22 protein-coding genes and 1 pseudogene are annotated in these 25632 nt (G+C 63.9%); 13 read left to right on the forward strand and 10 right to left on the reverse strand.

From position 1 onward, the window contains the following. Window positions 1-92 precede the first annotated feature (92 nt). A complete protein-coding gene (locus CXZ10_RS10865) occupies window positions 93-899 on the forward strand; it encodes an inositol monophosphatase family protein (RefSeq protein ID WP_101289185.1) in 807 nt (268 codons plus the stop codon). 567 nt (window positions 900-1466) lie between these two features. Further along, window positions 1467-2516 (forward strand): serine hydrolase domain-containing protein, encoded by a 1050-nt coding sequence (locus CXZ10_RS10870; RefSeq protein WP_101289186.1) that lies wholly within the window; start codon window positions 1467-1469, stop codon window positions 2514-2516. Window positions 2517-2874: 358 nt separating this feature from the next. On the opposite strand, the gene CXZ10_RS10875 is transcribed toward CXZ10_RS10870, so the two are convergent. The 6 genes from CXZ10_RS10875 to CXZ10_RS10900 all read right to left on the reverse strand — a co-directional run bounded on the left by CXZ10_RS10875 (window position 2875) and on the right by CXZ10_RS10900 (window position 8474). Next, window positions 2875-3765, reverse strand: coding sequence for a glycerophosphodiester phosphodiesterase (locus tag CXZ10_RS10875; RefSeq protein WP_101289187.1), 891 nt, complete (start codon window positions 3763-3765; stop codon window positions 2875-2877). Further along, on the reverse strand, window positions 3758-4831 hold the full coding sequence (locus CXZ10_RS10880) for an ABC transporter ATP-binding protein (RefSeq protein WP_101289188.1): 1074 nt from the start codon (window positions 4829-4831) through the stop codon (window positions 3758-3760). Before CXZ10_RS10880 ends, CXZ10_RS10875 begins: the two co-directional genes overlap by 8 nt. A gap of 156 nt (window positions 4832-4987) precedes the next feature. Next, window positions 4988-5857, reverse strand: coding sequence for an ABC transporter permease (locus CXZ10_RS10885; protein WP_101289189.1), 870 nt, complete (start codon window positions 5855-5857; stop codon window positions 4988-4990). Next, window positions 5854-6711 (reverse strand): ABC transporter permease, encoded by an 858-nt coding sequence (locus CXZ10_RS10890; protein ID WP_101289190.1) that lies wholly within the window; start codon window positions 6709-6711, stop codon window positions 5854-5856. Before CXZ10_RS10890 ends, CXZ10_RS10885 begins: the two co-directional genes overlap by 4 nt. 8 nt (window positions 6712-6719) lie before the next feature. After that, entirely contained in the window at window positions 6720-7859 is a 1140-nt protein-coding gene (locus CXZ10_RS10895) for an extracellular solute-binding protein (RefSeq protein WP_101289191.1), read from the reverse strand. 159 nt (window positions 7860-8018) lie between these two features. Continuing rightward, window positions 8019-8474, reverse strand: a complete 456-nt coding sequence (locus CXZ10_RS10900) for a DUF5680 domain-containing protein (RefSeq protein WP_101289192.1) — start codon at window positions 8472-8474, stop codon at window positions 8019-8021. Window positions 8475-8681: 207 nt separating this feature from the next. Here CXZ10_RS10900 and CXZ10_RS10905 point away from each other — a divergent pair, with 207 nt between their 5' ends. Then, complete coding sequence (locus CXZ10_RS10905; protein WP_101289193.1) at window positions 8682-8912, forward strand: helix-turn-helix domain-containing protein; 231 nt, start codon at window positions 8682-8684, stop codon at window positions 8910-8912. Between the two features lie 256 nt (window positions 8913-9168). On the opposite strand, the gene CXZ10_RS10910 is transcribed toward CXZ10_RS10905, so the two are convergent. Continuing rightward, entirely contained in the window at window positions 9169-9672 is a 504-nt protein-coding gene (locus CXZ10_RS10910; protein WP_101289194.1) for a GNAT family N-acetyltransferase, read from the reverse strand. Window positions 9673-9883: 211 nt separating this feature from the next. Here CXZ10_RS10910 and carB point away from each other — a divergent pair, with 211 nt between their 5' ends. Continuing rightward, window positions 9884-13369, forward strand: a complete 3486-nt coding sequence (gene carB / locus CXZ10_RS10915) for a carbamoyl-phosphate synthase large subunit (RefSeq protein WP_101289238.1) — start codon at window positions 9884-9886, stop codon at window positions 13367-13369. A gap of 210 nt (window positions 13370-13579) precedes the next feature. Continuing rightward, window positions 13580-14053, forward strand: coding sequence for a transcription elongation factor GreA (gene greA / locus CXZ10_RS10920; protein ID WP_101289195.1), 474 nt, complete (start codon window positions 13580-13582; stop codon window positions 14051-14053). A 191-nt stretch (window positions 14054-14244) separates the two neighbouring features. Here greA and CXZ10_RS10925 read toward each other — a convergent pair whose 3' ends face one another. From CXZ10_RS10925 to rfaE1, 3 genes are read right to left on the reverse strand one after another with little or no spacing between them, the layout of a single operon-like run. Beyond that, window positions 14245-14877: a D-glycero-alpha-D-manno-heptose-1,7-bisphosphate 7-phosphatase gene (locus CXZ10_RS10925; protein WP_101289196.1), complete on the reverse strand. Its 633-nt coding sequence runs from the start codon at window positions 14875-14877 to the stop codon at window positions 14245-14247. After that, complete coding sequence (locus CXZ10_RS10930; RefSeq protein ID WP_101289197.1) at window positions 14874-15449, reverse strand: D-sedoheptulose-7-phosphate isomerase; 576 nt, start codon at window positions 15447-15449, stop codon at window positions 14874-14876. Before CXZ10_RS10930 ends, CXZ10_RS10925 begins: the two co-directional genes overlap by 4 nt. Window positions 15450-15463: 14 nt before the next feature. Further along, on the reverse strand, window positions 15464-16924 hold the full coding sequence (gene rfaE1, locus CXZ10_RS10935) for a D-glycero-beta-D-manno-heptose-7-phosphate kinase (protein ID WP_101289198.1): 1461 nt from the start codon (window positions 16922-16924) through the stop codon (window positions 15464-15466). A 118-nt stretch (window positions 16925-17042) separates the two neighbouring features. Between rfaE1 and rfaD the strand changes: the two genes are divergently transcribed. The 8 genes and pseudogenes from rfaD to CXZ10_RS10975 all read left to right on the forward strand — a co-directional run bounded on the left by rfaD (window position 17043) and on the right by CXZ10_RS10975 (window position 25410). Next, window positions 17043-17990 carry an ADP-glyceromanno-heptose 6-epimerase gene (rfaD, locus tag CXZ10_RS10940; protein WP_101289199.1) on the forward strand — a complete coding sequence of 316 codons (948 nt, stop codon included), beginning with the start codon at window positions 17043-17045 and terminating at the stop codon, window positions 17988-17990. After that, the gene (gene waaF / locus CXZ10_RS10945) at window positions 17969-18964 is read left to right on the forward strand and encodes a lipopolysaccharide heptosyltransferase II (protein WP_101289200.1); all 996 of its coding nucleotides are present in this window, start codon (window positions 17969-17971) and stop codon (window positions 18962-18964) included. The genes rfaD and waaF overlap by 22 nt, the downstream gene beginning before the upstream one ends. After that, window positions 18961-20016: a lipopolysaccharide heptosyltransferase I gene (waaC, locus tag CXZ10_RS10950; protein ID WP_180335951.1), complete on the forward strand. Its 1056-nt coding sequence runs from the start codon at window positions 18961-18963 to the stop codon at window positions 20014-20016. Before waaF ends, waaC begins: the two co-directional genes overlap by 4 nt. 106 nt (window positions 20017-20122) lie before the next feature. Next, window positions 20123-21193, forward strand: a complete 1071-nt coding sequence (gmd, locus tag CXZ10_RS10955) for a GDP-mannose 4,6-dehydratase (protein WP_101289202.1) — start codon at window positions 20123-20125, stop codon at window positions 21191-21193. Between the two features lie 158 nt (window positions 21194-21351). Beyond that, window positions 21352-22449 (forward strand): glycosyltransferase, encoded by a 1098-nt coding sequence (locus tag CXZ10_RS21905; protein ID WP_342587949.1) that lies wholly within the window; start codon window positions 21352-21354, stop codon window positions 22447-22449. A 13-nt stretch (window positions 22450-22462) separates the two neighbouring features. After that, window positions 22463-23383 (forward strand): NAD-dependent epimerase/dehydratase family protein, encoded by a 921-nt coding sequence (locus CXZ10_RS10965; protein WP_180335953.1) that lies wholly within the window; start codon window positions 22463-22465, stop codon window positions 23381-23383. A gap of 204 nt (window positions 23384-23587) precedes the next feature. Next, window positions 23588-24559: an FkbM family methyltransferase gene (locus tag CXZ10_RS10970; protein ID WP_101289205.1), complete on the forward strand. Its 972-nt coding sequence runs from the start codon at window positions 23588-23590 to the stop codon at window positions 24557-24559. Window positions 24560-24658: 99 nt separating this feature from the next. Beyond that, a pseudogene (locus CXZ10_RS10975) lies at window positions 24659-25410 on the forward strand (IS5 family transposase). Window positions 25411-25632: the final 222 nt, after the last annotated feature.

Below are 25632 nucleotides of genomic sequence, written 5' to 3' on the forward strand. Positions count from 1 at the left end.
AGCGAGGCGTCAGTTCCAGTCCCGGTTGACATGGAACTGTCGTCTCTTCGGCGCATGTAGGGCGCTTGCGCTTCAACCCTTGAGTCCGCCCCATGCCCGAGATCGCTGCCGCCTCCCCGCTGCTTGCCGCCATGATCGCCGCCGCCCGCCTGGGCGGCGACCTCGCCCGCCGCCATTTCGTGGCATCGGGCCAGACCAGGATCGACGAGAAGGCGGCCCGCGACTATGTGACCGCCGCCGACGTGGCGGTGGAGGCAGCCATCGCCACGGCGCTCGGCACGGCCTTTCCTGGCTGGTCGATCGACGGCGAGGAAAAGGCCGGCAACCGCGACCGTGGCCCCGACGCGCCGCGCTTCCTGATCGACCCGATCGACGGCACCACCAACTTTGCCTGGGGCATCCCCTTCTTCGGGGTGGTGATCTCGCTGCTCAACGGCGATCGCATCGACGCCGGCGTTGTCTACGATCCCATGCGCGACGAACTGTTCTGCGCCGAGCGTGGCAAGGGCGCCTTTCTCGACGGGGTGCCGCTGACCGTCCGTATCGACCGCGACATCGACCACGCGGTGATCGGCGCCAGCCTGCCGATCCCCGGCCAGGTGCGGTCGGTCCCGGTCGACCGCTACCGCGCGGTGCTGATGGAGGTGATGGACCATGCCGCCGCCATGCGGCGGATGGGCTCGGCGGCCCTCTCCATCGCCTATGTGGCGGCGGGCAGGCACGATGCCTTCTTCGAGGACGGCCTGTCGCCACACGACTATGCGGCTTCCGTCTTGATCGTCGAGGAAGCCGGCGGCCTGGTGAGCGGCTTCGACGGCGCCGCCATTCCCGAGACCGGCGCCGTGCTGGCCGCGACGCCGGCCGTTCACCCGTGGCTGGTGGAGCGATTCACGCAGTAAGGAGACCTGAAGAGGGAGCGTGATACAGGCCTAGGAGATTTCTTGTCCTGAGGTCCCCGCCTGCGCAGGGATGACAGAATTATATAAATGAAACAATTGGATAGCGCAGCGCCCATTTCTATCAAGCTGTCATCCCCGCGCAGGCGGGGACCTCAGGAAGGTAGGGCGAGCGGGTGATATCAGGCTCCCTCCGTTGGGGAGCGTGATATAGGCCGAAGAGATTTCTTGTCCTGAGGTCCCCGCCTGCGCGGGATGACAGAATTATATATATTTCAATTAGTTATGAGTCAGTCTCGCCAAACCCAGGTTCACTGCCGCGCGCCTCCGCATCGGGTTCGCTGGTGGTGATCTGGTTGGGCGAAGATCGTCAGCCGTGCGGCGTGGCATCTCTCGCCCGCACGGCCACGATCATTGCGATGGGGCCTCCTTCACACCATGTCGTGGAACAAGACGCCGCTCGAACCGCGGCGTGGAGCTTGGCGCCGCCAGGGGCAGAGCGTCCCTTGCCGGTGCGGCCTGACACCGCAGTTTCGCCCGTTGATCATCCTCATGTCCGGAGTGGAGCGCATGTTGCTACGAACGATGGTTGCCGTCCTTTCGCTCATGTCCACGCCGGCACTGGCGGACGAGCCGCTTCGTTCCGCGCTGGAGGTGGCGCTCGATCGTGCAGAGTCCATGGCTCCGCTCCAGACGGTCGTCATCGCCCGTGACGGAGGCATCGTCGCCGAGCGCGGCTATCGCGGCCATTCGCCCGGCGCGCCCACCAGCATCATGTCGGCGTCGAAGTCGGTGATCTCGGCCCTTGTCGGCATCGCCATCGACAAAGGCGTGCTGGAGGGCACCGACCAGTTGATCGCGCCGATCCTGGCGAAGGATCTGCCGGCCGATCCCGACCCGCGGCTTGCCCGCATCACCGTGGGCAATCTCCTGTCGATGCAGGCCGGTCTCGGCTCCACCTCCGGCCCGCGATACGGGGCTTGGATCGCCAGTCGGAACTGGGTGCGGTTTGCGCTCGCCCAACCCTTCGAGGACGATCCCGGCGGGCGGATGATCTATTCCACCGGCTCGACGCACCTGCTGTCGGCGATCCTGACCCGCAAGTCCGGCCGCTCGACGCTGGCGTTGGCGCGCGACTGGCTGGGACCCCTCAAGGGGTTTTCCATTGCCGGATGGGATCGCGACCCGCAGGGCATCCATGTCGGCGGCAATCTCATGTCCATGAGCCCGAGGTCGCTTCTGGCCTTCGGCGAACTCTATCGCAACGGGGGGCTGACGCCGGACGGCCGACGCCTGATCTCGCGGGAATGGATCGAGCGATCCTGGGAAAGCCGCACCACGTCCCGATATACCGGCGACGGCTACGGCTATGGCTGGTTCTCGAGGCGGATCGGCGGGCACGACGTCAAGTATGGCTGGGGATACGGCGGGCAGATGGTCTATGTCGTCCCCGCATTGGCGCTGACGGTCGTCATGACCTCCGACATCGACTCTCCGGCAAGCCGGACGGGTCACCGGGACGATCTGCACGCCCTGCTGGGTGAAATCATCGCGCTCGTGGCGGACGCGGAGGCGGTGTCCGAGCCGCAGAAGACGAAAGAGGGCCTCGGGCCGACATAGGGAGTCGCGGAAACCCGCAGGTGGGGGTGAGGAAGCGCTATATCAGCCTGTAGCCCCTTTCGGCCCGAGGTCCACCTTGAACTCGCCCGCGAGTTCAAGAGGCCTACGCGAGGATGACAGCATTATATAGAGAAAACAGCCATATAGCGCGGCACCCAGCTTCAAAGCCGCGAGCGTTGGGCAGCGCATGAGATGCACATTTCAGTCAAACCCCGGGTGGACAGCATTACGGCAAAGGAAGTTCATCTATCTATTTGTTTTTATTATATATAAATCTGTCATCCTCGCGCAGGCGAGGACCTCAGGCAGGATAGAGCGCGACACCGATATAGGTGATTGCTGGATTCGAAACGCTCTTTCACCCTGAGGCCAGTTCTCTCTCCGCCAACCCCAACTCCACCGCCCGACGCGCCAGAGCGTCGGGCTCGTTGGTGGTGATCTGGTCGGCCTTGAGTTCGAGGAGCCGCCGGAGGCTGGCGTCGGCGCCGGGGTGGTGGAGATCGAGCGTATAGGCGTCGACGCGCTTTCCTGCCGCTTGGACGGCGGCGATCAGGTCGACGCCGCGCCGGTCGGCGGCGAGCACCGCGCGATAGTCGAGATAGATGAGGCCCGCCTCCGGCAGGGCGGCGAGCGCGTCGGCCACGAAGGCATCGAGATCGGCGCCCGCCTCGATCGCGGCCACCGTTTCCTCGTCGCAGGGGTCGAAGCCGAGGTTGAGGCCGGCCGTCGCCCGGCCGAGCCGGCCCACCGCCGCGCGGTCGCCGCCCGAGAGGATGAAGCGCGGCGCGATGTCCATGAGCGTCGCCGCGAAGGCTTCAACGCTGGCCTCGTCGACGACGTCGGCGCCCACCTTGAGGTCGAGCTGGATCAGCGTTTCCGGATGGGCCGAGCCGGCCCGCACCAGCCCCGCGAGATCGTCGAGCAGCAGCACCCGCTCGTCGGTGATCTCGCCGGAGGGACGGCGCAGTTTCAGCCGCCTGAGCTCGTCCGGCCCCGCCTCCGCCACCGGCCCGTGGCCGTCGGTCTCGCGGTCGAGCGTCTCGTCATGCAGCACCACGAAACCGGCGCCGGCATGCCGGTTGAGGTCCACCTCGAAACTGGCGCCCAGCGCCATCGCCTCCCGCGCCCGGCTGGGCGTGAACGGCACGTCGGAACGGACGCGCCGCCCCATGTGCCACTTGAGGCGGGTGCGGTGGCCGGCCCGGTAGAGGTCGAGGCCGGGCTCGTCGAGATCGTGCATGTCATGCATAGCGGACGTCCCGAAAGGAGCGCACCGTGTCGGAGCGGTAGCGGCGCGGCTCCTCGCCCTCCGCGAACACCGTCCAGCGCTCGACGCGGATGCCGACCCGCTCGCCGGCCTCGACGCGCACGGCCTTGTCGGTCTGGACGCGCAGGTGGGTGCCGTCGGCAAGCGTGCTGTCGACCACCACATGCGAGCCGAAGTCGATCATCCGCCGCACCGTCACCATGCGGCCCTCCTCGGGTTCGGAGAGCGCAATGTCCTCGGGGCGGATGGCGAGGCGCGCCGGACCGCTGCCCTCGGCCGGGAGCTTCAAGCCGCCCGCCGCGATCTCGCCGTCGGCGAGCGTGCCGTCCAGCATGTTCATGGCGCCGATGAAGCCGGCGACGAAGGCGGTCTTCGGCTCGGCGTAGATCTCGCCGGGCCGGCCGACCTGCTGCATGCGCCCGTCGGCCAGCACCACGATGCGGTCGGAAATGGCCAGCGCCTCGTCCTGGCCGTGGGTGACGAAGACGGCGGTGATGCCGAGGCGCTGCTGGATGTCGCGCACCTCGTCGCGCAGCCGTTCGCGGAGGTGCTGGTCGAGGCTGGCGAAGGGCTCGTCGAGCAACAGGATCTTCGGCTCGATCACCAGGGAGCGGGCGAGCGCCACGCGCTGCTGCTGGCCGCCGGAGAGCTGGCTCGGCAGGCGCGCGCCATAGCCGGAGAGGCCGACGAGATCGAGCACCCGCTCGACGCGTTCGCGGATCTCCGCCCTGGGCAGGCGGCGCAGCTTCAGCCCGAAGGCGATGTTGCCGTGGACCGTCATGTGGCTCCAGAGGGCGTGGCTCTGGAACACCATGGCCGTCGGCCGCCGCTCCGGCGGCAGACGGGTGACGTCGACGCCGTCGATGGCGATCGTCCCCTCGCTCGGCGTCTCGAAGCCACCGATGAGCCGGAGCAGCGTCGACTTGCCCGATCCCGACGGGCCGAGCAGGCAGACGAGTTCGCCGTCCTCGATCACGAGGTCCATGGCGTCGAGCGCCGTGACCTTGCCGAATGCCTTGGCGATGCCGCTCAAACGAACCTGAGCCATGGGAAACGTCCTGAGAGAGCCTGATCCGAAACTCGCTGGGGCGAGGCAGATGGCGATGGTTTCGAGAACCGGAGCGGAGCGAACTTGAGGTTCGTGAGCACCGGAAGCGCAGAAAGCGAAGCTAGGTGCCCGCCCCAGTAGAGTTTTGGGTCAGGCTCAGCCGCCGAGGCCCTTGGCGAATGCATCGGCGCCCATCACCCGGCGGGCCGCCAGCATCAACAGGAAGGACGGCACCCAGAGGAAGACGAACAACACCGCGCCATACTGGACTTCGAGGGCGTTGTTGATGAAGGCGATCATCACCATCGGCATGGTGCGCACGTTGGGCAGGCCGATCAGCCAGGCGGCGTCGGTCTCGTAGAAGGTGTTGACGAAGGTGATCAGGATGGCGGCCGCCAGGGTCGGCAAGGCCTGCGGCAGGGTGATCGACCAGAACACCCGCATCGGCCCGGCCCCGACGTCGCGTGCCGCCTCCTCCAGTCGCCGGTCGACGCCCTGGAAGGCGGAAACCGGGATCCAGATCATGTAGAGCAGCGTGCCCACCAACTGGATCAGCACCACGCCCCAGAAGGTGCCGATGAGGTTGAGCGTCAGGAAGATGGTCGCCGTGGCGATGATCAGGCCGAACTTCGGGAAGGCCTGCACGGAGAGGAAGGCAAGGAACAGCATGTTGCGGCCGGGGAAGTCCAGCCGGGCGAAGGCATAAGCGGCCGGAAAGCAGATGACCGCCGAGATCACCGTCACCGTGGTGGTGATGCGGAGCGACAGCCAGAGCGCCTGCCAGACGTCCTGGCGCGACAGCGTCTCCTGCCAGTAGCCGAGGCCCACGCGCTGCGGCAGGATGGCCGGAAAGCGCCAGACTTCGGCGAAGGCCCAGACGGCGGTGACGACGAGCGGCAGCAGGATCACCACCGCGAGGCCGATGAGGAAGGCGAAGCCGGTCCAGTCGACCGGGGCGCGCCGTCGCACCCGCTTTTGCTGGGCTTGCAGGGCGCCGCTGGGCGGCAGCGTGGCGAGATCGGTCATGCCGGCGCCTTTCTGCCCTTGGCGATGGCGCGCACGTAGATGAGGCCGAAGGCGGCGCAGAAGGCGAAGGTGATCACCGCCTGCGTGGTGGCGTTGAGCGGATCGGCGTTGTCGGAAAAGGTGCGCTGCATGTACGGCCCCATCATCTCCGGCGAGGCCGGGCCGAGCAGGAAGGGCAGCGTGAAGGCCGAGAACAGGCCGAGCACGTTGAAGGCCAGCGTCACGATGATCGAGCTCTGGATGCGCGGCAGGATGATGCGGGTGAACAGCGTGAAGCTGCCGGCGCCAAGGTCGCGGGCGGCGTCCACCGAGGCGATGGAGACGCGGCCGAGGCCGGAGAGCAGCAGCAGGAGCGTCAGCGGCAGCCCGTCCCAGACGAGGCCGATGATCGGGCCGGCCGGCGTGAGATAGGGGCTCGCGAGCTTGGGCAGGTGCAGCGCCACGAGGATGGTGTCGACGATGCCGTTGGGGCCGAGCACGCGGATGAAGGCATAGGCCACCAGGACCGACGGCACGAACATCGGAAACAGCGCCAGCGCCTGCACCAGCGCGGCGACGGGGCCGCTACGGAAACGCAGGTAGAGCGCGATCGGCATGGCGACGGCGACCCTGAGCACCGAGGTGAGCGCGGTGACCCAGAGCGTCAGCCAGAGATTGCGCAGGCTGTAGGCGTCGGTGAAGAAATAGGCGTAGGAGGCGGTGCTGAAGCCCGTGCCGGGGAAGTAGACGGTGCCGACGATGGCCTGCAGCACCGGCCATAGCACCAGCCAGATCAGCAAGGCCACCGGAAGGGCGACGAGAAGGAGGCCCGAAAGCCTCCCTCCCGCCACGCCGGAGCGGAGCGCGGCGATCATCGCGAGGATCAGGTGCGCGAGATGTTGGGGGCGACGTTGCGATACCAGCCGTCCTGCACCGCCTTGGTCCATTCGCCCGACGGGAAGGTCGGGATGGAGGACGGGATGACGTCGGCATACTTGTCGTGCAGCGCCTGTGGCAGGGTCGACCAGTCGACACCGGGGAAGCCACCCAGCTTCTCGATGACGGCGGTCTGCATTTCCTCAGACAGCATGAAGTCGGCGAACTTCAGCGCCTCCGCGCGATGGGCGGCGTTGGTGGGGACGACGGCCTGCGAGAAGCCGCCGCACAGCGCGAGGTCGGTGAGCTGAACGAGGCCGGTGGTCTCCGGCAGCACGCCCTTGGCGATCGCCTGCAGCACCTGGTCGGACCAGGCCGGGATCATGGTCACCGCGCCCTGGGCGAGCAGTTGCAGCGAGGCGGAGTTGCCGGAGGTATAGGCACCCTTCTCGTAGAGCGACGGGGCGATGTCGTTGAGGACGGCCCAGGCCTTGGCGAGCACCTCGTCGGCGGTGGCCTGGTTGAAGTTGTCGACCTTGAATTTCTGGGGATCGCGGCCCGACACCTCGTGCACGACGCGGTTGATGAAGTTGCCGCCCGAGCCGCCCTTGTCGGGGCGGTTGTAGATGAACTGGCCAGGGTTGGCCTTGATCCAGGCGACGAGGTCCGCAAAGGTCTTCGGCGCCTTGTCCTTCGGCAGCTTGGTGCTGTCATAGGCGATGAGCACCTGCGAGCCGCGATAGGGAAGGCCGTAGGCCGTCTGGATCGCCAGCTTGTTGACGGCGCCATAGTTGGCAAGGCCGGCCTTCTGGAAGTCGGTCCACAGGCCCGCCTCGATGCCGCCGGCCGGCAGCATCGGCTCATATTGCTCGATGACGTCGAGCTGCGGATCGGACTTGCTGGCGAGCGCGGCGAGCGCCCGCTGCACTACCGCGTCGAGCGCCGCCGCCGGACGGGCGATGACGACGTTGAGCTCGACGCCGGGGTTGGCGGCCTCGAAGGCCGGCTTCACCACGTTGCTGAAGAAGTCCGAAATGTTGGCGTCGGATGAGGTGTAGAGGTCGAGCTTCGTCGCGGCGGCGGCAAAGCGCGTGGACGCGGCGAGGCTGGCGGCCGCGCTGGCCATCAGAAATTCACGGCGGTTCATGGCGCACTCCCCAGTATCTTTGAATGAAACGGTCCGTTCTTCCCTCAGGAAGGAATGGCTCGATCACGGACGCTAGGGAGGCTGGTTATCGTTTCGATGACAGTTGAGCGGCGTTTCCATGAACTCTGGGCGCCGTTCAGTGATTCAATGAAAGCGCTATCAATTCCGGATCAGTCCGCCAAAATAGCGCAACCCATAGGCGCGGACATCGCGCACCCTGATCTCCTCGAAGCCGAAGAAGGCGCGGTAGTCGCCGTCGGCAATATCGATGTAGTCGTGGCCGTTGAGGCGGAAGCGGAAGCCGCCCAAGAAGCGATGCTCGCCATAGAGCGCGGTCAGCGCCGCCTTGATGGTGGCGCCGGCCTCGGCGCCGGTGATCAGGTCGTCGCGCAGCACCCGGCCGTGGTAGCCCATCGCCCATACCACGTGGTCGCCCTGCCAGACCACCTCCTGGCCGGAGAAATCGGTGCCGCCGAAATAGCTGTCGAGATAGCGGAAATCGCCGTCGGCGAAAGCGAGATCGTGCGAAGCGGGCCGGCTACTCACGGCCGGCGCGCCGTCGCCGGCATAGGTCGCCGCCTTGGCGCGGATGATGAAGTCTTCGAGGGCGTCCATATACGGCCTCCAACTGTGCCGCCGCCGAACCTAAGGCCGGCCACTGCCGTTTCATGGCAGCAGAATCGACAAGCTGAACAGTTGGAATCGTCTACCGGGCAGCCCCCGACCTACCCGGATTGCTTTGCCGGCGCGGCTTCGGCACGGTGGACAAATCGCCCGGCTTGAGGCACTTTCTCCTCCGGGTTGTGAGGGTGTGGAAGCTTCATGGACGCAGAGACGTTTCGCGCCTGGCGGCAGCGCCAGGGCCTGACGCAGGACGAGGCGGCGCAACACCTCGGCCTCAAGCGGAGAATGATCCAGTATTACGAGCGGGGCGAGCGCGGCGGTCGGCGGGTGTCGATCCCCAAGCACGTGCGCCTCGCCTGCTGGGCCATCAGCCAGGGCGTCCGCGATTTCGACGGCAGGGAAGCGGGCGAGCCGAAGGCTGCCGGGTAGGCGGCGAGCGTGGGACGGCCCACATGCATCGCGGTATTGCAGCGGTTCGGCAGGCCGCATCAATGCGGTCGCGACCGATATAAACCCCTCGCCCATCCTTCCTGAGGTCCTCGCTTTCGCAAGGATGACAGACCTATATAACTGTTTTCGTTTGTATAAATCTGTCATCCTCGCGCAGGCGAGGACCTCGTGACGAGAAGGTGACGAGGGATGTATCAGGCTCCCTGAGCATCTGGAGCGCGATACTCCCCCAACCTCAGCCAATGCGCCGCGCCATCATGAGGTCGTCCAACTCCCGGCCCTCATGCATAAGGGCGCCGGGAACGCGGCCGATCGGAACGAAGCCCATGCGCTCGTAGAAGCGCACCGCCGGCCGGTTATCGGCGGTGACGGCGAGTTCCAGTTGCACGATGCCCATGGCACGCGCCTCTTCGATGATCGCTTCGATGAGATTGTCCGCCACGCCGGTGCCGCGCTGGCTCTTGCGCACATAGACCATGACGATGCTGGCGCGGTGGAGCATCTTGCTCGACCGCTGCCGCATGAGGCCCATCAATCCCACCGGCTCATCACCCCGGAAGGCCACGACAACCGGCTCGCTCATTCGGTTGCGCCACTCCTCGTCCGTCAAGCCGGCCCAATCCTCGTAGCTGCTGGCATAGGCCGAGGGCTCCTCGCGCAGCGCTTCCAGGCGGATGCGCCGGAACGCCTCCACATCGTCGGCGCCAATGCGCCGGATCGTCGACAGGCTGTCCTTCACCGCAACTCCTCCGCTTGTCCGCCTCCACGCCGCCCTGACCGGCGCCAATTTCAAACCTGCCTAACAAAGCCGCCAATTCGAGGCGGAGCGGGGTTTGCGGGCGCGCGCTTTTCATCTATAAGCCCGGCAACGGTCCGAACGACGATCACCCTTCTTGCTGCCCGCCCCGGTCGGTGCCCCGCGCACCGGCCGCGTTTACACGCGAGTGAAGATGCCCAGACGCACCGATATCGACACCATCCTCATCATCGGCGCCGGCCCGATCGTCATCGGTCAGGCCTGCGAGTTCGACTACTCGGGTACCCAGGCCTGCAAGGCCCTGAAGGCGGAAGGCTACCGAATCATCCTCGTCAACTCCAACCCGGCCACCATCATGACCGATCCGGAGATGGCGGACGCCACCTATATCGAGCCGATCACCCCGGAAATGGTGGCGCGCATCATCGAGCGCGAGCGCGCCGAGCGGCCGGGTGACCGCCTCGCCCTCCTGCCTACCATGGGCGGCCAGACGGCGCTCAACACCGCTCTGTCCCTGAAGAAGATGGGCGTGCTCGACAAGCACGGCGTCGAGATGATCGGCGCCACCGCCGAGGCGATCGACAAGGCCGAGGACCGCGAGCTGTTCCGAGAGGCGATGACCCGCATCGGCCTCGACACGCCGAAGGCCGCCTTCGTCAACACCTCCCAGCTGAAGCAGCAGTTCCGCGCCGAATACGAGGCGCGCCGCTCGGCCGCCATCGCCGCCCATCCCGAAGACGACGCCCGCGCCAAGGCGCTCGCCGCCTTCGAGGGCGAATGGGCCGCCGACGAGAAGGCCCGGCGCGAGGAATACAACCTCACCGCCCGGCTGCAGGCGCTGAAGGCCTACAAGGTGACCGGCCTGCCGGCCATCATCCGCCCGTCCTTCACCATGGGCGGCACCGGCGGCGGCATCGCCTACACGCTGGAAGAGCTCTACGACCTCGTCATGTCCGGCGTCGAGGCCTCGCCCACCAACGAGGTGCTGGTGGAGGAATCGGTGCTCGGCTGGAAGGAGTATGAGATGGAGGTCGTCCGCGATCGCGACGACAACTGCATCATCATCTGCTCCATCGAGAACGTCGACCCGATGGGCGTCCACACCGGCGACTCCATCACCGTGGCGCCGGCGCTGACGCTGACCGACAAGGAATACCAGATCATGCGCAACGCCGCCTGCGCGGTGCTGCGCGAGATCGGCGTCGAGACCGGCGGTTCCAACGTCCAGTTCGCCATCAACCCGGCCGACGGCCGGATGATCGTCATCGAGATGAACCCGCGCGTGTCGCGCTCCTCGGCGCTGGCCTCCAAGGCCACCGGCTTCCCGATCGCCAAGGTGGCCGCCCGCCTCGCCGTCGGCTACACGCTGGACGAGCTCGCCAACGACATCACCGGCGGCGCCACGCCGGCCGCCTTCGAGCCGACCATCGACTACGTCGTCACCAAGATCCCGCGCTTCGCGTTTGAGAAATTCCCCGGCGCCGAGCCCAACCTGACCACCGCCATGAAGTCGGTGGGCGAGGTGATGGCCATCGGCCGGACCTTCCAGGAATCGTTGCAGAAGGCGCTGCGCGGCCTCGAAACCGGCCTCACCGGCCTCAACGAGATCGAGATCTCCGGCGCCGGCACTGACGAACGTAGCGCCATCCGCGCCGCCCTGGGCGTACCGACGCCGGACCGGCTGCGCCACGTGGCCGAGGCGATGCGCCGCGGCTTCACGCTGGAGGAGATCTACGACATCTCCCACATCGACATGTGGTTCCTGCGCGAGATCCACGGCATCGTCGAGACCGAAGGCAAGATCCGCCAGAACGGTCTGCCGGAGACGGCCGGCTGGCTGACGCGCCTGAAAGCCATGGGCTTCTCCGACGCCCGCCTTGCCGAACTCGCCCATCTGCCGGTCGAGGACGTGAAGGCGCTGCGCGACAGGCTTGGCGTCCACCCGGTCTACAAGCGCATCGACACCTGCGCCGCCGAGTTCGCCTCGCCCACCGCCTACATGTATTCGACCTACGAGATGCCCTTCGCCGGCGCACCGGCCGACGAGGCGCAGCCATCCGACAAGAAGAAGGCGGTCATCCTCGGCGGTGGCCCCAATCGCATCGGCCAGGGCATCGAGTTCGACTATTGCTGTTGCCACGCCTGCTTTGCGCTCTCGGACGCCGGCTATGAGACCATCATGGTCAACTGCAATCCGGAGACGGTCTCCACCGACTACGACACCTCCGACCGCCTCTATTTCGAGCCGCTGACCGGCGAGGATGTCCTGGAGATCCTGCGCGTCGAGCAGCAGAACGGCACGCTCGCCGGCGTCATCGTCCAGTTCGGCGGCCAGACGCCGCTGAAGCTCGCCGACACCTTGGAGCGCGCCGGCATCCCCATCCTCGGCACCTCGCCCGACGCCATCGACCTCGCCGAGGACCGCGACCGCTTCAAGCGCCTTCTCGACAAGCTGGGCCTCAAGCAGCCCAAGAACGGCATCGCCTATTCCATCGAGCAGGCGCGCCTCGTGGCGAACGAGCTGAAGTTCCCGCTGGTGGTCCGCCCGTCCTACGTGCTGGGCGGCCGCGCCATGGAGATCATCCGCGACGAGGCGGGCTTCGACGCCTACCTCTCCGGCACGCTGCCGGCGCTGGTGCCGGCCGACGTCAAGGCGCAATACCCCAACGACAAGACCGGCCAGATCAACATGGTGCTCGGCAAGAGCCCGCTGTTGTTCGACCGCTACCTGTCGGATGCCATCGAGGTGGACGTCGACGCCCTCTCCGACGGCAAGGAGGTGTTCGTTGCCGGCGTCATGGAGCATATCGAGGAGGCCGGCATCCACTCGGGCGACTCGGCCTGCTCGCTGCCGACCTATTCGCTGCCGGCCGCCACCGTCGAGGAGCTGAAGCGCCAGACCCGCAAGCTCGCCCTGGCGCTCGATGTCGTCGGCCTGATGAACGTCCAGTATGCAGTGAAGGACGGCGCCATCTACATCCTGGAAGTCAACCCGCGCGCCTCGCGCACGGTGCCCTTCGTCGCCAAGACCATCGGCAAGCCGGTGGCCAAGATCGCCGCCCGCGTCATGGCCGGCGAGACGCTGGATACCTTCAAGCTCGAGGAACAGAAGCTTGGCCATGTGGCGGTGAAGGAGGCGGTGTTCCCCTTCGCCCGCTTCCCCGGCGTCGACACGGTGCTCGGCCCGGAGATGCGCTCGACCGGCGAGGTGATGGGCCTCGACCGCAATTTCTCGGTGGCCTTCGCCAAGGCGCAGCTCGGCTCCGGCACCAAGGTGCCGACCGCCGGCACGCTGTTCGTCTCCATGCGCGACGCCGACAAGCCGCGCATCCTCGAATCGGTGCGCGGCCTCGTCGAGATCGGCTTCAAGGTGATCGCCACCGCCGGCACGCATGAGTACCTGGTCGAGCACGGCATACCCGCCGTTCTCACCAAGAAGGTGCGCGAGGGCCGGCCGCACTGCGTCGACGCCATCAACAACGGCGAGGTGCAGCTGGTGTTCAACACGACCGACGGCGCCCAGGCGCTGGCCGATAGTCGTTCATTGCGCCGCGCTGCCCTCTTGCAGAAAGTCCCGTATTATACCACCTTGGCGGGGTCGATCGCAGCGGCGCGCGGCATCGGAGCCTGGTCCTCCGGCGTTCGCGAGGTTCGCCCGCTGCAATCCTACTTCGGCTAAGCCGGATAGGACGGAATTGGTGGGTCGCTACACATCCGCCCGAAAAGTTGAAGACTTTTCGGAGAAAGCGGATGCCCAAGAGCGGCCCGCCCGTGTCACAGAGTCGCCGACAGGGTTCCGGGAGGAGCCTCCATACGGCGGCACAGGAAACATCGCGGCCCGGTGCCTTTGGCGCCGGGCGCTGTGATTTTTTGAAAGGCCTTGAGACCGATGGACAAGATCCCGATGACCGCCGGTGGGCATGCCGCTCTGGAGAGCGAGCTGCAGCGGCGCAAATCCGAGGAACGGCCTCGCATCATCGCGGCGATCGCCGAAGCGCGCGCCCATGGCGACCTCTCCGAGAACGCCGAATATCACGCGGCCAAGGAGCAGCAGAGCCACAACGAAGGCCGCATCTCCGAGCTCGAGGACATGCTGTCCCGCGCCGAGATCATCGATATCGCCAAGCTCACCGGCAAGACGGTGAAGTTCGGCGCCACGGTGAAGCTCGTCGACGAGGACACCGAGGAAGAGAAGACCTACCAGATCGTGGGTGACGCCGAGGCCGACGTGAAGGGCGGCCGCATCTCCATCTCCTCGCCCATCGCCCGCGCCCTGATCGGCAAGTCGGTCGGCGACCAGATCGAAGTCGCCGCTCCGGGCGGTGCCCGCGGCTACGAGATCCTGGACGTGGTATTCCGGTAAGCGCAACGGCGCGGGACATGCCTCCCGCGCCACCCGCCTTTTCCGCTGGCCACAGACCGCCGGCGTGATTCAAAAGCCATCAGAGCCACGCGGCGACCGCCCATGATGTTGCCGGCCGGACGAACCTTGCCGGACGCTGATTCGCAGGCTCTTCCGCGATACCGTCTGTGGCGGCACGGCCGCCGGTCAGCTCAGCCGGCGATCGCAGCGAGGATGTTGCCGAGCGGCCGCACCGGCTCGACCATCGGCGCAAGGCGCAGGCCGACATAGTCGGAGGCCGGCGAGAACAGCTGCGACAGGCCGGCGCCGATCGCCGCCTGAAAATCGGTATCCCGGTCGCCGACCATCAGCGAGCGCTTGAAATCGAGGCCCGTGAGCCGCCCTGCTTCGAGGAACATGCCCGAGTTGGGCTTGCGCATGGGATGGCTGGCGACATTGAGCGGCGGCCAGCCGTTGCCGTAATAGCCGCAGCCCAGCACCAGATCGAGCCGGGCGCCGCGCGACGCCATCTCCGCGTCGATATGGGCGGTCACCTCGGCGAAATCGTCCCAGCCGAACAGACCCTGGGCCACGCCCGACTGGTTGGTGACCACCACCACCGGCCAGCCGGCCGCGTTGGCCCGCCGGATCGGCTCGACGATCTCCTCGAGAATGCGGATATGCTCGGGCCGCGAGGGATAGCCGGTGTCCTCGTTGATGACGCCGTCGCGGTCGAGGAACAGCGCGGGCCGGCCGGCGAAGCGCGCGGCATCTTCCGGCGCCTCGATCCAGAGGCCCGGATCGTCGCCTGACAGCCGTGGGTCGTTGACCGCCCGGCGGCTCATGCCGCCCCCGCGAGACGATCCTCGATGGCGCCACAGAGGTAATGATAGAGGCAGAGATGGCCCTGCTGGATCACCGGCGTGAAGCGCGAGGGCACGTCGAGCAGCACGTCGGCGAGTGGCATCAGCTTGCCGCCGCCCTCACCGGTCAGCGCGATCACCGTCATGCCCAGCTGGCGCGCCATCTCGGCGGCGGCCAGCACGTTCTTGGAGTTGCCCGAGGTGGAGATGGCGAGCAGCACCGCCCCTTGCGATCCATGCGCCTCCACCTGGCGGGCGAACAGGCTCTCGTAGGAGTAGTCGTTGCTCCAGGCCGTCACCACCGCCGTGTCGGTGCCGAGGGCGATGACGTTGTAGGCCTTGCGCTCCCTGAGGAACCGGCCGACCAGTTCGCCGGCGATATGCTGGGCGTCGGCGGCCGATCCGCCGTTGCCGCAGACCAGCATCGGCTTGCCGGCACCAAGCGCGGCGACGATGATATCGACAGCCCGATCGACGGCGCCCGAGAGGTCATGCGCTTTGAGCGCCGCCAGCCCCTCGATGGAGGTCTCAAGGTAGTCCTGCAGTCCGGCCATGCGACCAACCCCTCTTATCCAAGCGAAACGATCTTCTTCAGCGTGGCGGTGGTCGAGCGCCCGGCGACGATCGGCGACAGATGCACCTCGCCCCCCCGCGACAGCACGAAATCGGCGCCCACCACCCGGTCCACCGTATAATCGGCGCCCTTCACCAAGAGGTCGGGCATCACCGCCTTGATGAGGTCGAGCGGCGTCTCTTCGTCGAACAGCACCACCGCGTCCACCGCCTTCAACGCCAGGAGCAGCCGCGCCCGATCGTCCTCGTTGTTGACGGGGCGGCCCTCGCCCTTGTTGCGCTTCACCGAGGCGTCGGTGTTGAGGCCGACAACCAGCCGGTCGCAGCGCGACTTGGCGTCCTCGAGCTGAGCGACATGGCCGACATGCAGGATGTCGAAACAGCCGTTGGTGAAGCCGACCTTGAGGCCTTCCGCCCGCCAGGCCGCCGCGAGGCGCGCGATGCCCACGCGGTCCGACGGCCCGTCCGAACGGTCGGTCGCCGAAAGGCTGCCGAGAAGTTCGTCCGGATCGGTCTGGGCGGTGCCCGGCTTGCCGACGACGATGCCGGCGGCCGCATTGGCGATTTCGGCCGCCATGTCGGTGGCGCAGCCGGCGGCGAGCGCCAGCGCGAAGGCGGCGATCACCGTGTCGCCGGCGCCCGAGACGTCGAACACGGCGCGCGCCTTGGTCGGCATGTGCAGCGTCCGCCCCGCCTCGACGACGCTCATGCCCTCTTCGCTGCGGGTGGCGAGCACGAAGTCGAGCGCGCAGGTCTCGCGCAGCAGGCGTCCGGCCGCCTCGACCTCGGCGTCCGAGCCGGTCGGCAGACCGGTGGCTTCGCCGAGTTCCTTGCGGTTGGGCGTCACCGCCGTGGCGCCGCGATAGATGCCGTAATCCTTGCCCTTGGGGTCGACCAGCACCGGCTTGCCGGCGGCGCGGCAGAGGGCGATCAGCTCGGCCGCGACGCCGCCTGCGAGCGCGCCCTTGCCATAATCTGAGAGGATGACGATGTCGGCGCGCGGCAGTTCGGCGGCGAAGGCGGCGACCACTGCCCGCCGGTCGGCCTCGGTGAGCTCTGCCACCACCTCCTCGTCGAAGCGGAGAAGCTGCTGCTGCTGCGCCACGAAGCGCGTCTTGCGGGTGGTGCTGCGGGCGGCGCTGGAGATGATTCCGTCATGACTGACGCGGCGGGCGTCGAACAGGCGCCGCAGCTGCACGCCGGCCTCGTCGTCGCCGATCACCGTCACCGGCACGGCCCGGCCGCCCAGGGCTGCGACGTTGGCCACCACGTTGCCCGCCCCGCCCAGCATCACGTTGTCGCGGCCGTGGCTCAGCACCGGAATGGGTGCCTCCGGCGACACGCGGTTGACCTTGCCATGGATGAAGCGGTCGAGCATGAAGTCGCCGGCCACCAGCACGGTCAGCGCGGAAAACTTCGATACGGCGGCACGATAGGAAAGACCGGCGTCTGGCATTTCAGCGCTTGCAAGGCTCCTCTTGGGACAGTCGCACATCTTCTAGAGCATCGGACCGAAAAGTGTTACCAGATTTTCCGACCGCGCCCGGAGGGGCCGCCATGCTGAGGACAACCGCATGATCATCGTTACCGGCGGCGCCGGAATGATCGGCAGCAACATCGTTGCCGCTCTCAATGCCGAAGGTCGGAGCGACATCCTCGTCGTCGATGACCTGACCGACGGCACCAAGTTCCGCAACCTCGCCGACCTCGCCATTGCCGACTACGAGGACAAGGACCGCTTCCTCGCCCGCGTCGAGCGCGACGAAACCCTGGAAATCGACGGCATCTTCCATCAGGGCGCCTGCTCGGCGACCACCGAATGGAACGGCAAGTATGTGATGGAGGTGAACTACGCCTATTCCAAGGCGCTGCTCCACTACGCGCTGCGCCGCAAGATCCCCTTTCTCTACGCCTCCTCGGCGGCCACCTATGGCGGCGGCGACACCTTCCGCGAGGAGCCGGAGTTCGAGCGGACGCTCAACGTCTACGGCTATTCCAAGAAGCTGTTCGACGACTACGTCCGTCGCAACGTCTTCACCGCCACCGAGCACTCGCCGGTGGTCGGCCTGCGCTACTTCAACGTCTACGGCCCGCGCGAGGGCCACAAAGGCAGCATGGCCTCGGTGGCCTTCCACCTGTTCAACCAGGTCAAGGCCGGCGAGAACCCCAAGCTGTTCGACGCCTATGGCGGCTACGGCCCCGGCGAACAGCGGCGCGACTTCGTGCATGTCGCCGACGTCGCCGACGTCAACCTCTGGTGCTGGAAGCGCGGCGTGTCGGGCATCTTCAACTGCGGCACCGGCCGCGCCGAGCCCTTCAAGGCCGTCGCCGAGGCGGTGATCGGCGCGCTTGGTCAGGGCGCCATCGAGTTCATTCCCTTCCCCGACCACCTGAAGGGGCGCTACCAGAGCTTCACCGAGGCCGACCTCGGCCGGCTGCGCGGGGTGGGCTACAACGGCGCCTTCCGCGACGTGGCGACCGGTGTGAAAGAGTATATGGAATGGCTAAAGGCATCCTGGTGATCGGACCGCGCTGGGTCGGCGACATGGTTATGGCCCAGTGCCTACTCTCGGCGCTGAAAGAGCTATATCCCGCCTCGCCCATCGACGTGATGGCGCCGGCCTGGGCGGCGCCGCTGATCAGCCGCATGCCCGAGGCGCGCGCCCGCATCGACGCGCCCTTCAAGGCGGGCGAGTTCGGCCTTGCCGACCGCTTCAAGGTCGGCCGGTCCCTCAGCGGCCGCTACGGGCGCGCCTATGTGCTGCCCGGCAGCTGGAAATCGGCGCTGGTGCCGTTCTTCGCCGGCATTCCCACCCGCGTCGGCTTCCTGCGCGAGCTGCGCTACGGCCTTCTCAACGCCATCGTGCCGCTGCCTAGGGAGCGCAAGCGCCGTACGGCGGAGATGTTCCACCTGCTCGCCGATGGCGGCGCCTTCCGCCCGCCGCATCTTGCCATCGACGCCGCCAACCAGGCCACGCTTCTTGCCGCCCACGGCCTAGAAGCCGGCGGCTACGCGGCGCTGATGCCCGGAGCCGAGTTCGGCCCGGCCAAGCGTTGGCCGGAGGACAAATACGCAGGCCTCGCCCGGCACTTCGCCGACCGTGGCCTCAAGACCATCCTGCTCGGCTCGGCCAAGGACCGGGAGGTGGGCGCGGCCATCACCGCCCTCGTTCCCGAGGCGATCGACCTCACCGGCCAGACCCGGCTCGAGGACGCCATCGACCTCCTGGGCGCCGCCCGCATCGCCGTGGCCAACGACAGCGGCCTGATGCACGTGGCCGCCGCCGTCGGCGTGCCGGTGGTCGGCGTCTACGGCTCCACCTCCTACGAGAACACGCCGCCGCTCACCGACCGGCGCGAACTCATATCCCTGCACCTTGCCTGCTCGCCCTGTCACAAGCGGGAATGCCCGCTCGGCCACCTCAACTGCCTGAAGACGCTGGACGTCGCGATGGTCTCCGGGGCGGCCGACCGCCTGCTGGCCTTGCCATCATGAAGGTGCTGATCGTCAAGATGTCGTCGATGGGCGACGTCGTCCACGCTCTGCCGGCGCTGACCGACGCGCTGAAGGCCCGGCCGGATCTTGTCGTCGACTGGTGCGTCGAGGCGGCCTTCGCGCCGCTCGTCCGCCTGCATCCCGGCGTCCGCCATGTCCACGAGATCCGCCTGCGCGCCTGGCGCAAGGCGGCGCTCAAGGCCGAAAGCTGGCGCGCTGCCCGTACCCTGATTCGGGCTCTCAGGGCCGAGCGCTATGACCTCGTCATCGACGCCCAGGGGCTCTTGAAGAGCGCGCTGGTCGCCCGCCTCACCGGCGCCAGGGTGGCCGGGCTCAACGCGGCGAGCGCCCGCGAGCCGCTGGCCGCCCGTCTCTATGGCGAGCGCCACACCATACCGCGCGACCGCCACGCCATCGCCCGCCTGCGCCTCTTGTTCGGCGCCATCCTCGGCTATGCGCCCGACCTCGCTACCCTCGACTACGGCATCGCCCACGGGAGCGATGAGCCGGATCCCACCGTCGTGCTGCTGCATGGCACCACATGGCCGAGCAAGCGCTGGTCGACGGAGAGCTGGATCGAACTCGCCAACGCACTCATCCGCGAGGGGTTGCGGCCGCAGGTGACCTACGCCGACGCCGCCGAGGAGGCCACCGCCCGCGCCATCGTGGCCGGCTCACCGGGCACCGAGCTCATTCCCCGCGCACCGCTCGGCGAGGTGGCCAGCCTGATCGGCCGTGCCAGCGCGGTGGTCGGCTGCGACACCGGCCTCACCCACCTCGCCGCCGCCCTCGACCGGCCCACCGTCGCCCTCTTCCTCAGCACCAAGCCGGGCCTCACCGGCGTCGCCGGCCGTCGGGCCATGGTGCTGGAGGCGACCACGCCCTGCGCGCCTTGCCGCAAACGCGACTGCCCTCTGGTGCCCCCTGGTGAGATTCAACTGTGTGTAACGACCATCCGTCCACAATTGGTATTTGAAAGGATTGCGAAGTTCATCAAAATCCGCAACCCTGACATGATACCAAAATCAAGCAGCCACAGCCCGGCGCCTTGACCCCAGCCGGCACGTTGTCTACGTGTCAGTCCACGTTGCGGAGCATCCTGGGTGAAAAGTTCCGGCCAGGTTTATCCTATTAAACCGAACATTGGACTAAGTAGAAATGGAAAACGAGCGTAAAGTAGCCCTGATTACAGGCGTAACCGGACAAGACGGAGCTTATCTCGCAGAGCTACTGCTCAGTAAAGGGTATATCGTCCACGGAATCAAGCGCCGCTCTTCGTCATTTAACACCGGTCGCATCGATCACCTGTACCAGGCGCCCCAAGACGAACAATCTCGGTTCCATCTGCATTTCGGAGACCTTGTTGACTCCGCCAACCTAATCCGGTTGGTTCAGGAAATACAGCCCGACGAGATCTATAATCTTGCGGCGCAAAGCCATGTCGCCGTGTCATTCGAAACACCGGAATACACAGCGAATGCTGACGGGATTGGAACATTGCGCCTTCTCGAGGCAATTCGAATTTTAAAGCTGGAAAAAAAGACGCGCTTCTATCAGGCATCAACCTCTGAGCTTTTTGGACTCGTTCAAGAAACACCTCAGAGGGAGACCACACCCTTCTACCCGAGAAGTCCCTATGCCGTTGCCAAGCTTTATGCATACTGGATTGTCGTGAACTATAGGGAAGCGTATGGGCTGCACGCATCCAACGGAATTTTGTTCAACCATGAAAGTCCGATCCGCGGGGAAACCTTCGTAACCCGGAAAATCACTCGCGCGGTAGCTGCAATTAAGGCCGGCTCCAAAGAAATACTATATCTTGGCAATCTCGACGCCAAGCGAGACTGGGGGCACGCCCGGGAATATGTTTATGGCATGTGGCTGATTCTACAGCAGGAACGCCCGGACGATGTCGTTCTAGCAACTGGAATCACAACGACGGTCCGAACGTTCGTAGAATGGGCCTTTGCCGAGATTGGCATAGATATTACCTGGGTAGGCCACGGAATCGACGAAAAGGGACTAAATGCGGCAACCGGGGAGCCTCTCGTCCAGGTTGACCCACGCTACTTCCGCCCAGCGGAAGTGGACCTCTTGGTCGGAGATCCGACGAAGGCTCACCAGCAGCTCGGATGGAAGCACCAGATCTCTCCACGAGAGCTTTGCCGTGAAATGGTCGCGGCCGACATCGAAAGAGCAATGGGAGTCCATAGAAATTCTGGGAAATGAAGCCAAAGGCCAATATATCAGAATTTCGGAGAGCTCTTATGCGAGTTGTACTGTTAACACCCTGGGACCAGAAATGCGGAAACGCTGAGTATTCCAAACACCTTGTAACAGGATTCTCGGACGAGGTTGAGATATTTCCCATTGACCTACCGAACTTAATGGGGACGAGGAGATCTTTTGGAGATAAGTATAAGCTTCACAAAGATTTTAGGAGAATCCTCCAGAAGATTAACGAGATAGATCCTGATATCGTGCATATACAGCACGAGTTTGTTTTTTTCGGGAGCGGCACCTCTCGCTCGTGCGTGAACTTCGACTGGTTTACCAAGCGTCTTAGGCATCCGTTCGTCGTAACAATGCATACCTTACCGGTTAAACTACTGAATCCAGACAAAAGAAAGCTATTGCGCCGCATAGATCCAAGACGACTTATTTCTAGATTCCATCTTATTCGGGCTATGGAGCGCGCAAGGGGAGTAATCCTGCATAGCCAGAGTACGCAGCGGGTCCTCATGCAGGCGACCAAGTCGCTGAGTGACAAGATTTCTGTCTGTCCTCTGCCCATAGGCAAAGTCGAAGGCACTTCGGCAGGCATCTACACGAAGCAAGCAAGCGACGTGTGGCTTACAATAATCGGGTTTGTTTCGAGATATAAGGGGCATCTATCTGCGGTAGAGCTTCTATCCCACTTGCCGAACAATTTTAAGCTCGTGATTGCCGGCGGATTTCACCCAAAGGAGGGAAATCCTGAGGCCTACTGGAGCTCTATACTATCTAAAGCCGATCAGCTGAACCTATCGGACAGGATTTTGTTTACGGATTTTATTAAAACAAAGGCAGAACAATCATATTACATGGAAAGAACGGATGCTTTTCTCCTTCCTTATCAGGAAGTTGGTCAGTCCGGCTCAGCCGTATTGGCCGATTGCATGGCCTATAACGTACCGATTATTACTTCAGATGCAATGTCTATGATTGTATACCGCACCGAGTCGGATACATGCTTCTCGTCTTCAATATTGTTTTCATCGACACAGGAAAGCTATAGGCAAACCGACGCCCAGAGAGAGGTCTTTGATTTCTCATTGGCGGCTTCACAACTTGAGAGGCTGTTCGCCGCCATGCAAGATCAAAACAGTGTCCAGCGAAAACACCGTAAGACAGTTCAGACGCGGTTTTCCCTGGAAGAAACCTGTAGTCGGCATCTGCGTATTTACAATGACGTGCTGGGCGGCAAAGCGTCTGGAAGGAACTGAAGAGGATTGGGTTATGCAAGTTGCGGTTACCGGGGCGACTGGCTTTTTGGGTCGAAATGTTGTGCTAGCGCTGGAGCGTATGGGCCAGTCTGTGAAGACGATTTCCAGAAAAGAAGTGGACTTGCTGGACGCCGAATCGATCGCTGGAGCCATCGAGGGAGCTGACGTCGTCATCCATTTAGCGGCCAATGTCGGTGGCGTTGGATACTTGCGAGAGAATCTCGTAGCGGCTTTCTTCGACAATTTCAGAATGGGGCTCAATGTAGTAAACGCCTGCCTACAAACAAGGCCGAGAAGACTTGTATTGGCGGGAACTCCTTGTTCCTATGCTGAGAACTGCAAGCTTCCGCTGACGGAATCAGACTTGCTTACCGGGTTGCCTTCAGGCGACACGGGTAGTTACGGTTTGGCCAAAATCTCGGTCTCTTTAGCTGCGAATGCGCTTTGCCTGTCAGCTGGAATTGACGTGGCTACGGTAATTCCATCTAATTTATACGGCCCATACGATCGCTTTAATACGACAACATCTCATGTTGTCGCGGCCCTGATCACGAAGGCGCTTTCTACCCCTGACAACGGTAGCTTTTCAGTTTGGGGGGACGGAAAAGCAACCCGAGATTTCGTGTTTGTCGAGGATGTTGCGGAAGCAATCGCCCATTCCGCAGTTCGAGAGGAACCATTTCAAGGCGCCATGTTCAATTTGGGTAAGGGCGTCGAAACGTCCATTGCGGAGATCGCGCATACGATTGCCAAGGTGGTTGGGCGCGGTATTTCTCCCTCGTTCGACATTACTCGACCCGTCGGCTATTCTAGACGTGTTTCTTCCATCGACCTAGCAAGCACACTAGTTGGCTACAGACCGAAGACCTCCCTGGAGGAAGGAGTCGCGCGAACTGTTGCATGGCTTAGGGATACCGAGGCGAACAGAACCTGAGCAAATTTTCCTTATGGGATTCTGGCACCCCGACTGACAGGCTCCTTACCAACGCCCGATGCCATCATCCGTCAGGACAAGACCGACGTCGGAAATGAACTCCGACTGGCCAAACTTGGGGAGCAACGTCACGTTCTACCCATTGACGCGTAGAGACATATTGAAAGTTACCGGAAAGATCGAAGCAAGGTGGGGGAGCATTTCATGCCGAGTTATCTCCAGTCAAGATTCAATCGTGTACTAGACTACCTAGCGGACAGAGTTTCTGAGAAGATTATAGCGTCTAAAAATTTCTCTTTAGTTAAGACCGAAGTAGCCTCTGGTTGTTCGGTCCCCACAACGCAAGCCACAACAAAGGTAACAGTTCCACTCTGCATTTCTAGCGACACGTCCCATTTCTACATTCACACGTCGGACGGACACCGCTTCTTCCTAGACGCAAAGGATCTGCATATATCGCTGCATGTTTTGGAGCATGGATGCTGGGAGGACCAAATCAGGAGTGCATTAATGCAAGTTCTAGAGCCCGGCTCGACCTTTGTCGATGTGGGGGGAAATGTGGGGCTGCACACTCTTTTCGCTTCTTCAATAGTTGGCCCACAAGGAAAAGTGTACTCTTTTGAGCCGCTCCCACACCTTTTTAGGACTTTGGAGTTAAACGTCGACGTTAATGGTGCAAGGCACATAGTAACCACTTACCAAATGGCCATATCCGACTCTATTGGAACGGCGAGCTTTGCCAACTTTAGAACCCACTCCGCTATGTCTGGATTCACCGTTCCTGAAGAAAGGTTGAACTACTTTAACGAGAAGCGCGATCAAAGCGTCGAGACGCTTACCGTAGAGACGACAACCCTCGATTCAATGTTCACAGGTAAGCGTGTTGATGCGCTCAAAGTTGACGTCGAGGGCTACGAGGCCCTCGTAATACGGGGTGGGCAGGGACTAATCAAAAGTAATCCGGAAATTAAGCTTATTCTTGAGTGGGAACCCGAGTTGGTCAGGAACACTCTGGGGGACGTTCACTTGGAGGAAACAATTGACTTCCTTAGGAGTGAGCGGTTCATTCCTTATTTGGCTCTGTGGCAACAGCCCCTCAGACAGATTGAATGGCAGAATGCAGCCGCCGTTCGTAGTGGCGACCTAATCCTGAGCAGAACGCCTCTTCAGACATAGTGTTGAAGCTTATAGCAAACGCTAGGGTCAAAACCCAATCAGCACATTGATTAATCTGGCCCGTCATGATTCACTTCATCAAACGATGGAGTTTGGATCATGGCAGGCGAGTTTTGGCTGAACGACGAGCAGTGGGCTGCGATCGAACCGCTGCTGCCACCTCATCAGTCCGGGGCGCATCGCAAGGACGACCGGTGGATCATTAGCGGCATCATTCATGTCCTGAAGACAGGCTGCCGCTGGCAGGACTGTCCGGCGTGCTATGGCCCGCCGACCACGATCTACAACCGCTTTCACCGCTGGTCTGCGCGTGGCATCTGGCGGCGTCTGTTTGCGGCGCTGGTGGAGAATGGGTCCAGCGACATCCACATGATCGACAGCACGACAGCCAAGGCGCATCGCTCGGCCGCCGGCGGAAAAGGGGGGCCGACCTCCAGGCGATCGGCCGCTCTCGTGGCGGGCGAACGACAAAAATCCATGCTGTTGTCGACGGTTGCGGCCGCCCCGTCGCGCTCCAGATAACGCCGGGCCAACGTGGCGACGCACCCATTGCCGCAGATCTCATCGCGCCACTGCCGCCAAGTTTGCTGTGCGCCGCAGACACAGCCTACGACAGCGATGCACTTCGACGCTTCCTCATCGAGCGCGGTACCCAGCCTGTCATTCCCAACAATCCGACCCGAAAGCACACCCAACCCTTCGATCCGCACGCCTACAAAAGGCGCAACATCATCGAGCGCAGTTTCTGCCGCCTCAAGGACTGGCGACGCATCGCCACCAGATACGACAAACTCGCCGCCAACTTCGCATCAGCTTGCTACTTGGCGGCAATCGTCATCTGGTGGACCTGATTGAGTCTGGAGCCTAGAGCTAACCGAGAATCGGACCTCACGTAGTGGCGCCTCACTCAGGGATGCCCCGATTAATTTATCTGGAGTTCTGATATGATCGAGAGCCGTAAACTGGCAACAGCGTGCTGCCGTTTATCTGCAGATCTTTTGCTTGATATGAGTTGCCTGAGCTATTCGTCGGCCTACTTGGCTCAGAGCAGTCAACTTTCTCCACAGATGTTC

This window comes from Pleomorphomonas diazotrophica (genome assembly GCF_002844595.1).
Taxonomy (GTDB): Bacteria; Pseudomonadota; Alphaproteobacteria; order Rhizobiales; family Pleomorphomonadaceae; genus Pleomorphomonas; species Pleomorphomonas diazotrophica.

Excerpts from the sequence above, each read along its gene's own strand:
- CXZ10_RS10895 (WP_101289191.1), bottom strand. The coding sequence starts at position 7,859 with ATGAACCGCCGTGAATTTCTGATGGCCAGCGCGGCCGCCAGCCTCGCC.
- rfaD (WP_101289199.1), top strand. The coding sequence starts at position 17,043 with ATGATCATCGTTACCGGCGGCGCCGGAATGATCGGCAGCAACATCGTT.
- rfaE1 (WP_101289198.1), bottom strand. The coding sequence starts at position 16,924 with ATGCCAGACGCCGGTCTTTCCTATCGTGCCGCCGTATCGAAGTTTTCC.
- CXZ10_RS10890 (WP_101289190.1), bottom strand. The coding sequence starts at position 6,711 with ATGATCGCCGCGCTCCGCTCCGGCGTGGCGGGAGGGAGGCTTTCGGGC.
- CXZ10_RS10885 (WP_101289189.1), bottom strand. The coding sequence starts at position 5,857 with ATGACCGATCTCGCCACGCTGCCGCCCAGCGGCGCCCTGCAAGCCCAG.
- waaC (WP_180335951.1), top strand. The coding sequence starts at position 18,961 with ATGAAGGTGCTGATCGTCAAGATGTCGTCGATGGGCGACGTCGTCCAC.
- greA (WP_101289195.1), top strand. The coding sequence starts at position 13,580 with ATGGACAAGATCCCGATGACCGCCGGTGGGCATGCCGCTCTGGAGAGC.
- gmd (WP_101289202.1), top strand. The coding sequence starts at position 20,123 with ATGGAAAACGAGCGTAAAGTAGCCCTGATTACAGGCGTAACCGGACAA.
- CXZ10_RS10930 (WP_101289197.1), bottom strand. The coding sequence starts at position 15,449 with ATGGCCGGACTGCAGGACTACCTTGAGACCTCCATCGAGGGGCTGGCG.
- CXZ10_RS10875 (WP_101289187.1), bottom strand. The coding sequence starts at position 3,765 with ATGCATGACATGCACGATCTCGACGAGCCCGGCCTCGACCTCTACCGG.
- CXZ10_RS21905 (WP_342587949.1), top strand. The coding sequence starts at position 21,352 with ATGGGGACGAGGAGATCTTTTGGAGATAAGTATAAGCTTCACAAAGAT.
- waaF (WP_101289200.1), top strand. The coding sequence starts at position 17,969 with ATGGCTAAAGGCATCCTGGTGATCGGACCGCGCTGGGTCGGCGACATG.
- CXZ10_RS10880 (WP_101289188.1), bottom strand. The coding sequence starts at position 4,831 with ATGGCTCAGGTTCGTTTGAGCGGCATCGCCAAGGCATTCGGCAAGGTC.
- CXZ10_RS10865 (WP_101289185.1), top strand. The coding sequence starts at position 93 with ATGCCCGAGATCGCTGCCGCCTCCCCGCTGCTTGCCGCCATGATCGCC.
- CXZ10_RS10900 (WP_101289192.1), bottom strand. The coding sequence starts at position 8,474 with ATGGACGCCCTCGAAGACTTCATCATCCGCGCCAAGGCGGCGACCTAT.
- CXZ10_RS10970 (WP_101289205.1), top strand. The coding sequence starts at position 23,588 with ATGCCGAGTTATCTCCAGTCAAGATTCAATCGTGTACTAGACTACCTA.
- CXZ10_RS10965 (WP_180335953.1), top strand. The coding sequence starts at position 22,463 with ATGCAAGTTGCGGTTACCGGGGCGACTGGCTTTTTGGGTCGAAATGTT.
- CXZ10_RS10905 (WP_101289193.1), top strand. The coding sequence starts at position 8,682 with ATGGACGCAGAGACGTTTCGCGCCTGGCGGCAGCGCCAGGGCCTGACG.
- carB (WP_101289238.1), top strand. The coding sequence starts at position 9,884 with ATGCCCAGACGCACCGATATCGACACCATCCTCATCATCGGCGCCGGC.
- CXZ10_RS10870 (WP_101289186.1), top strand. The coding sequence starts at position 1,467 with ATGTTGCTACGAACGATGGTTGCCGTCCTTTCGCTCATGTCCACGCCG.
- CXZ10_RS10925 (WP_101289196.1), bottom strand. The coding sequence starts at position 14,877 with ATGAGCCGCCGGGCGGTCAACGACCCACGGCTGTCAGGCGACGATCCG.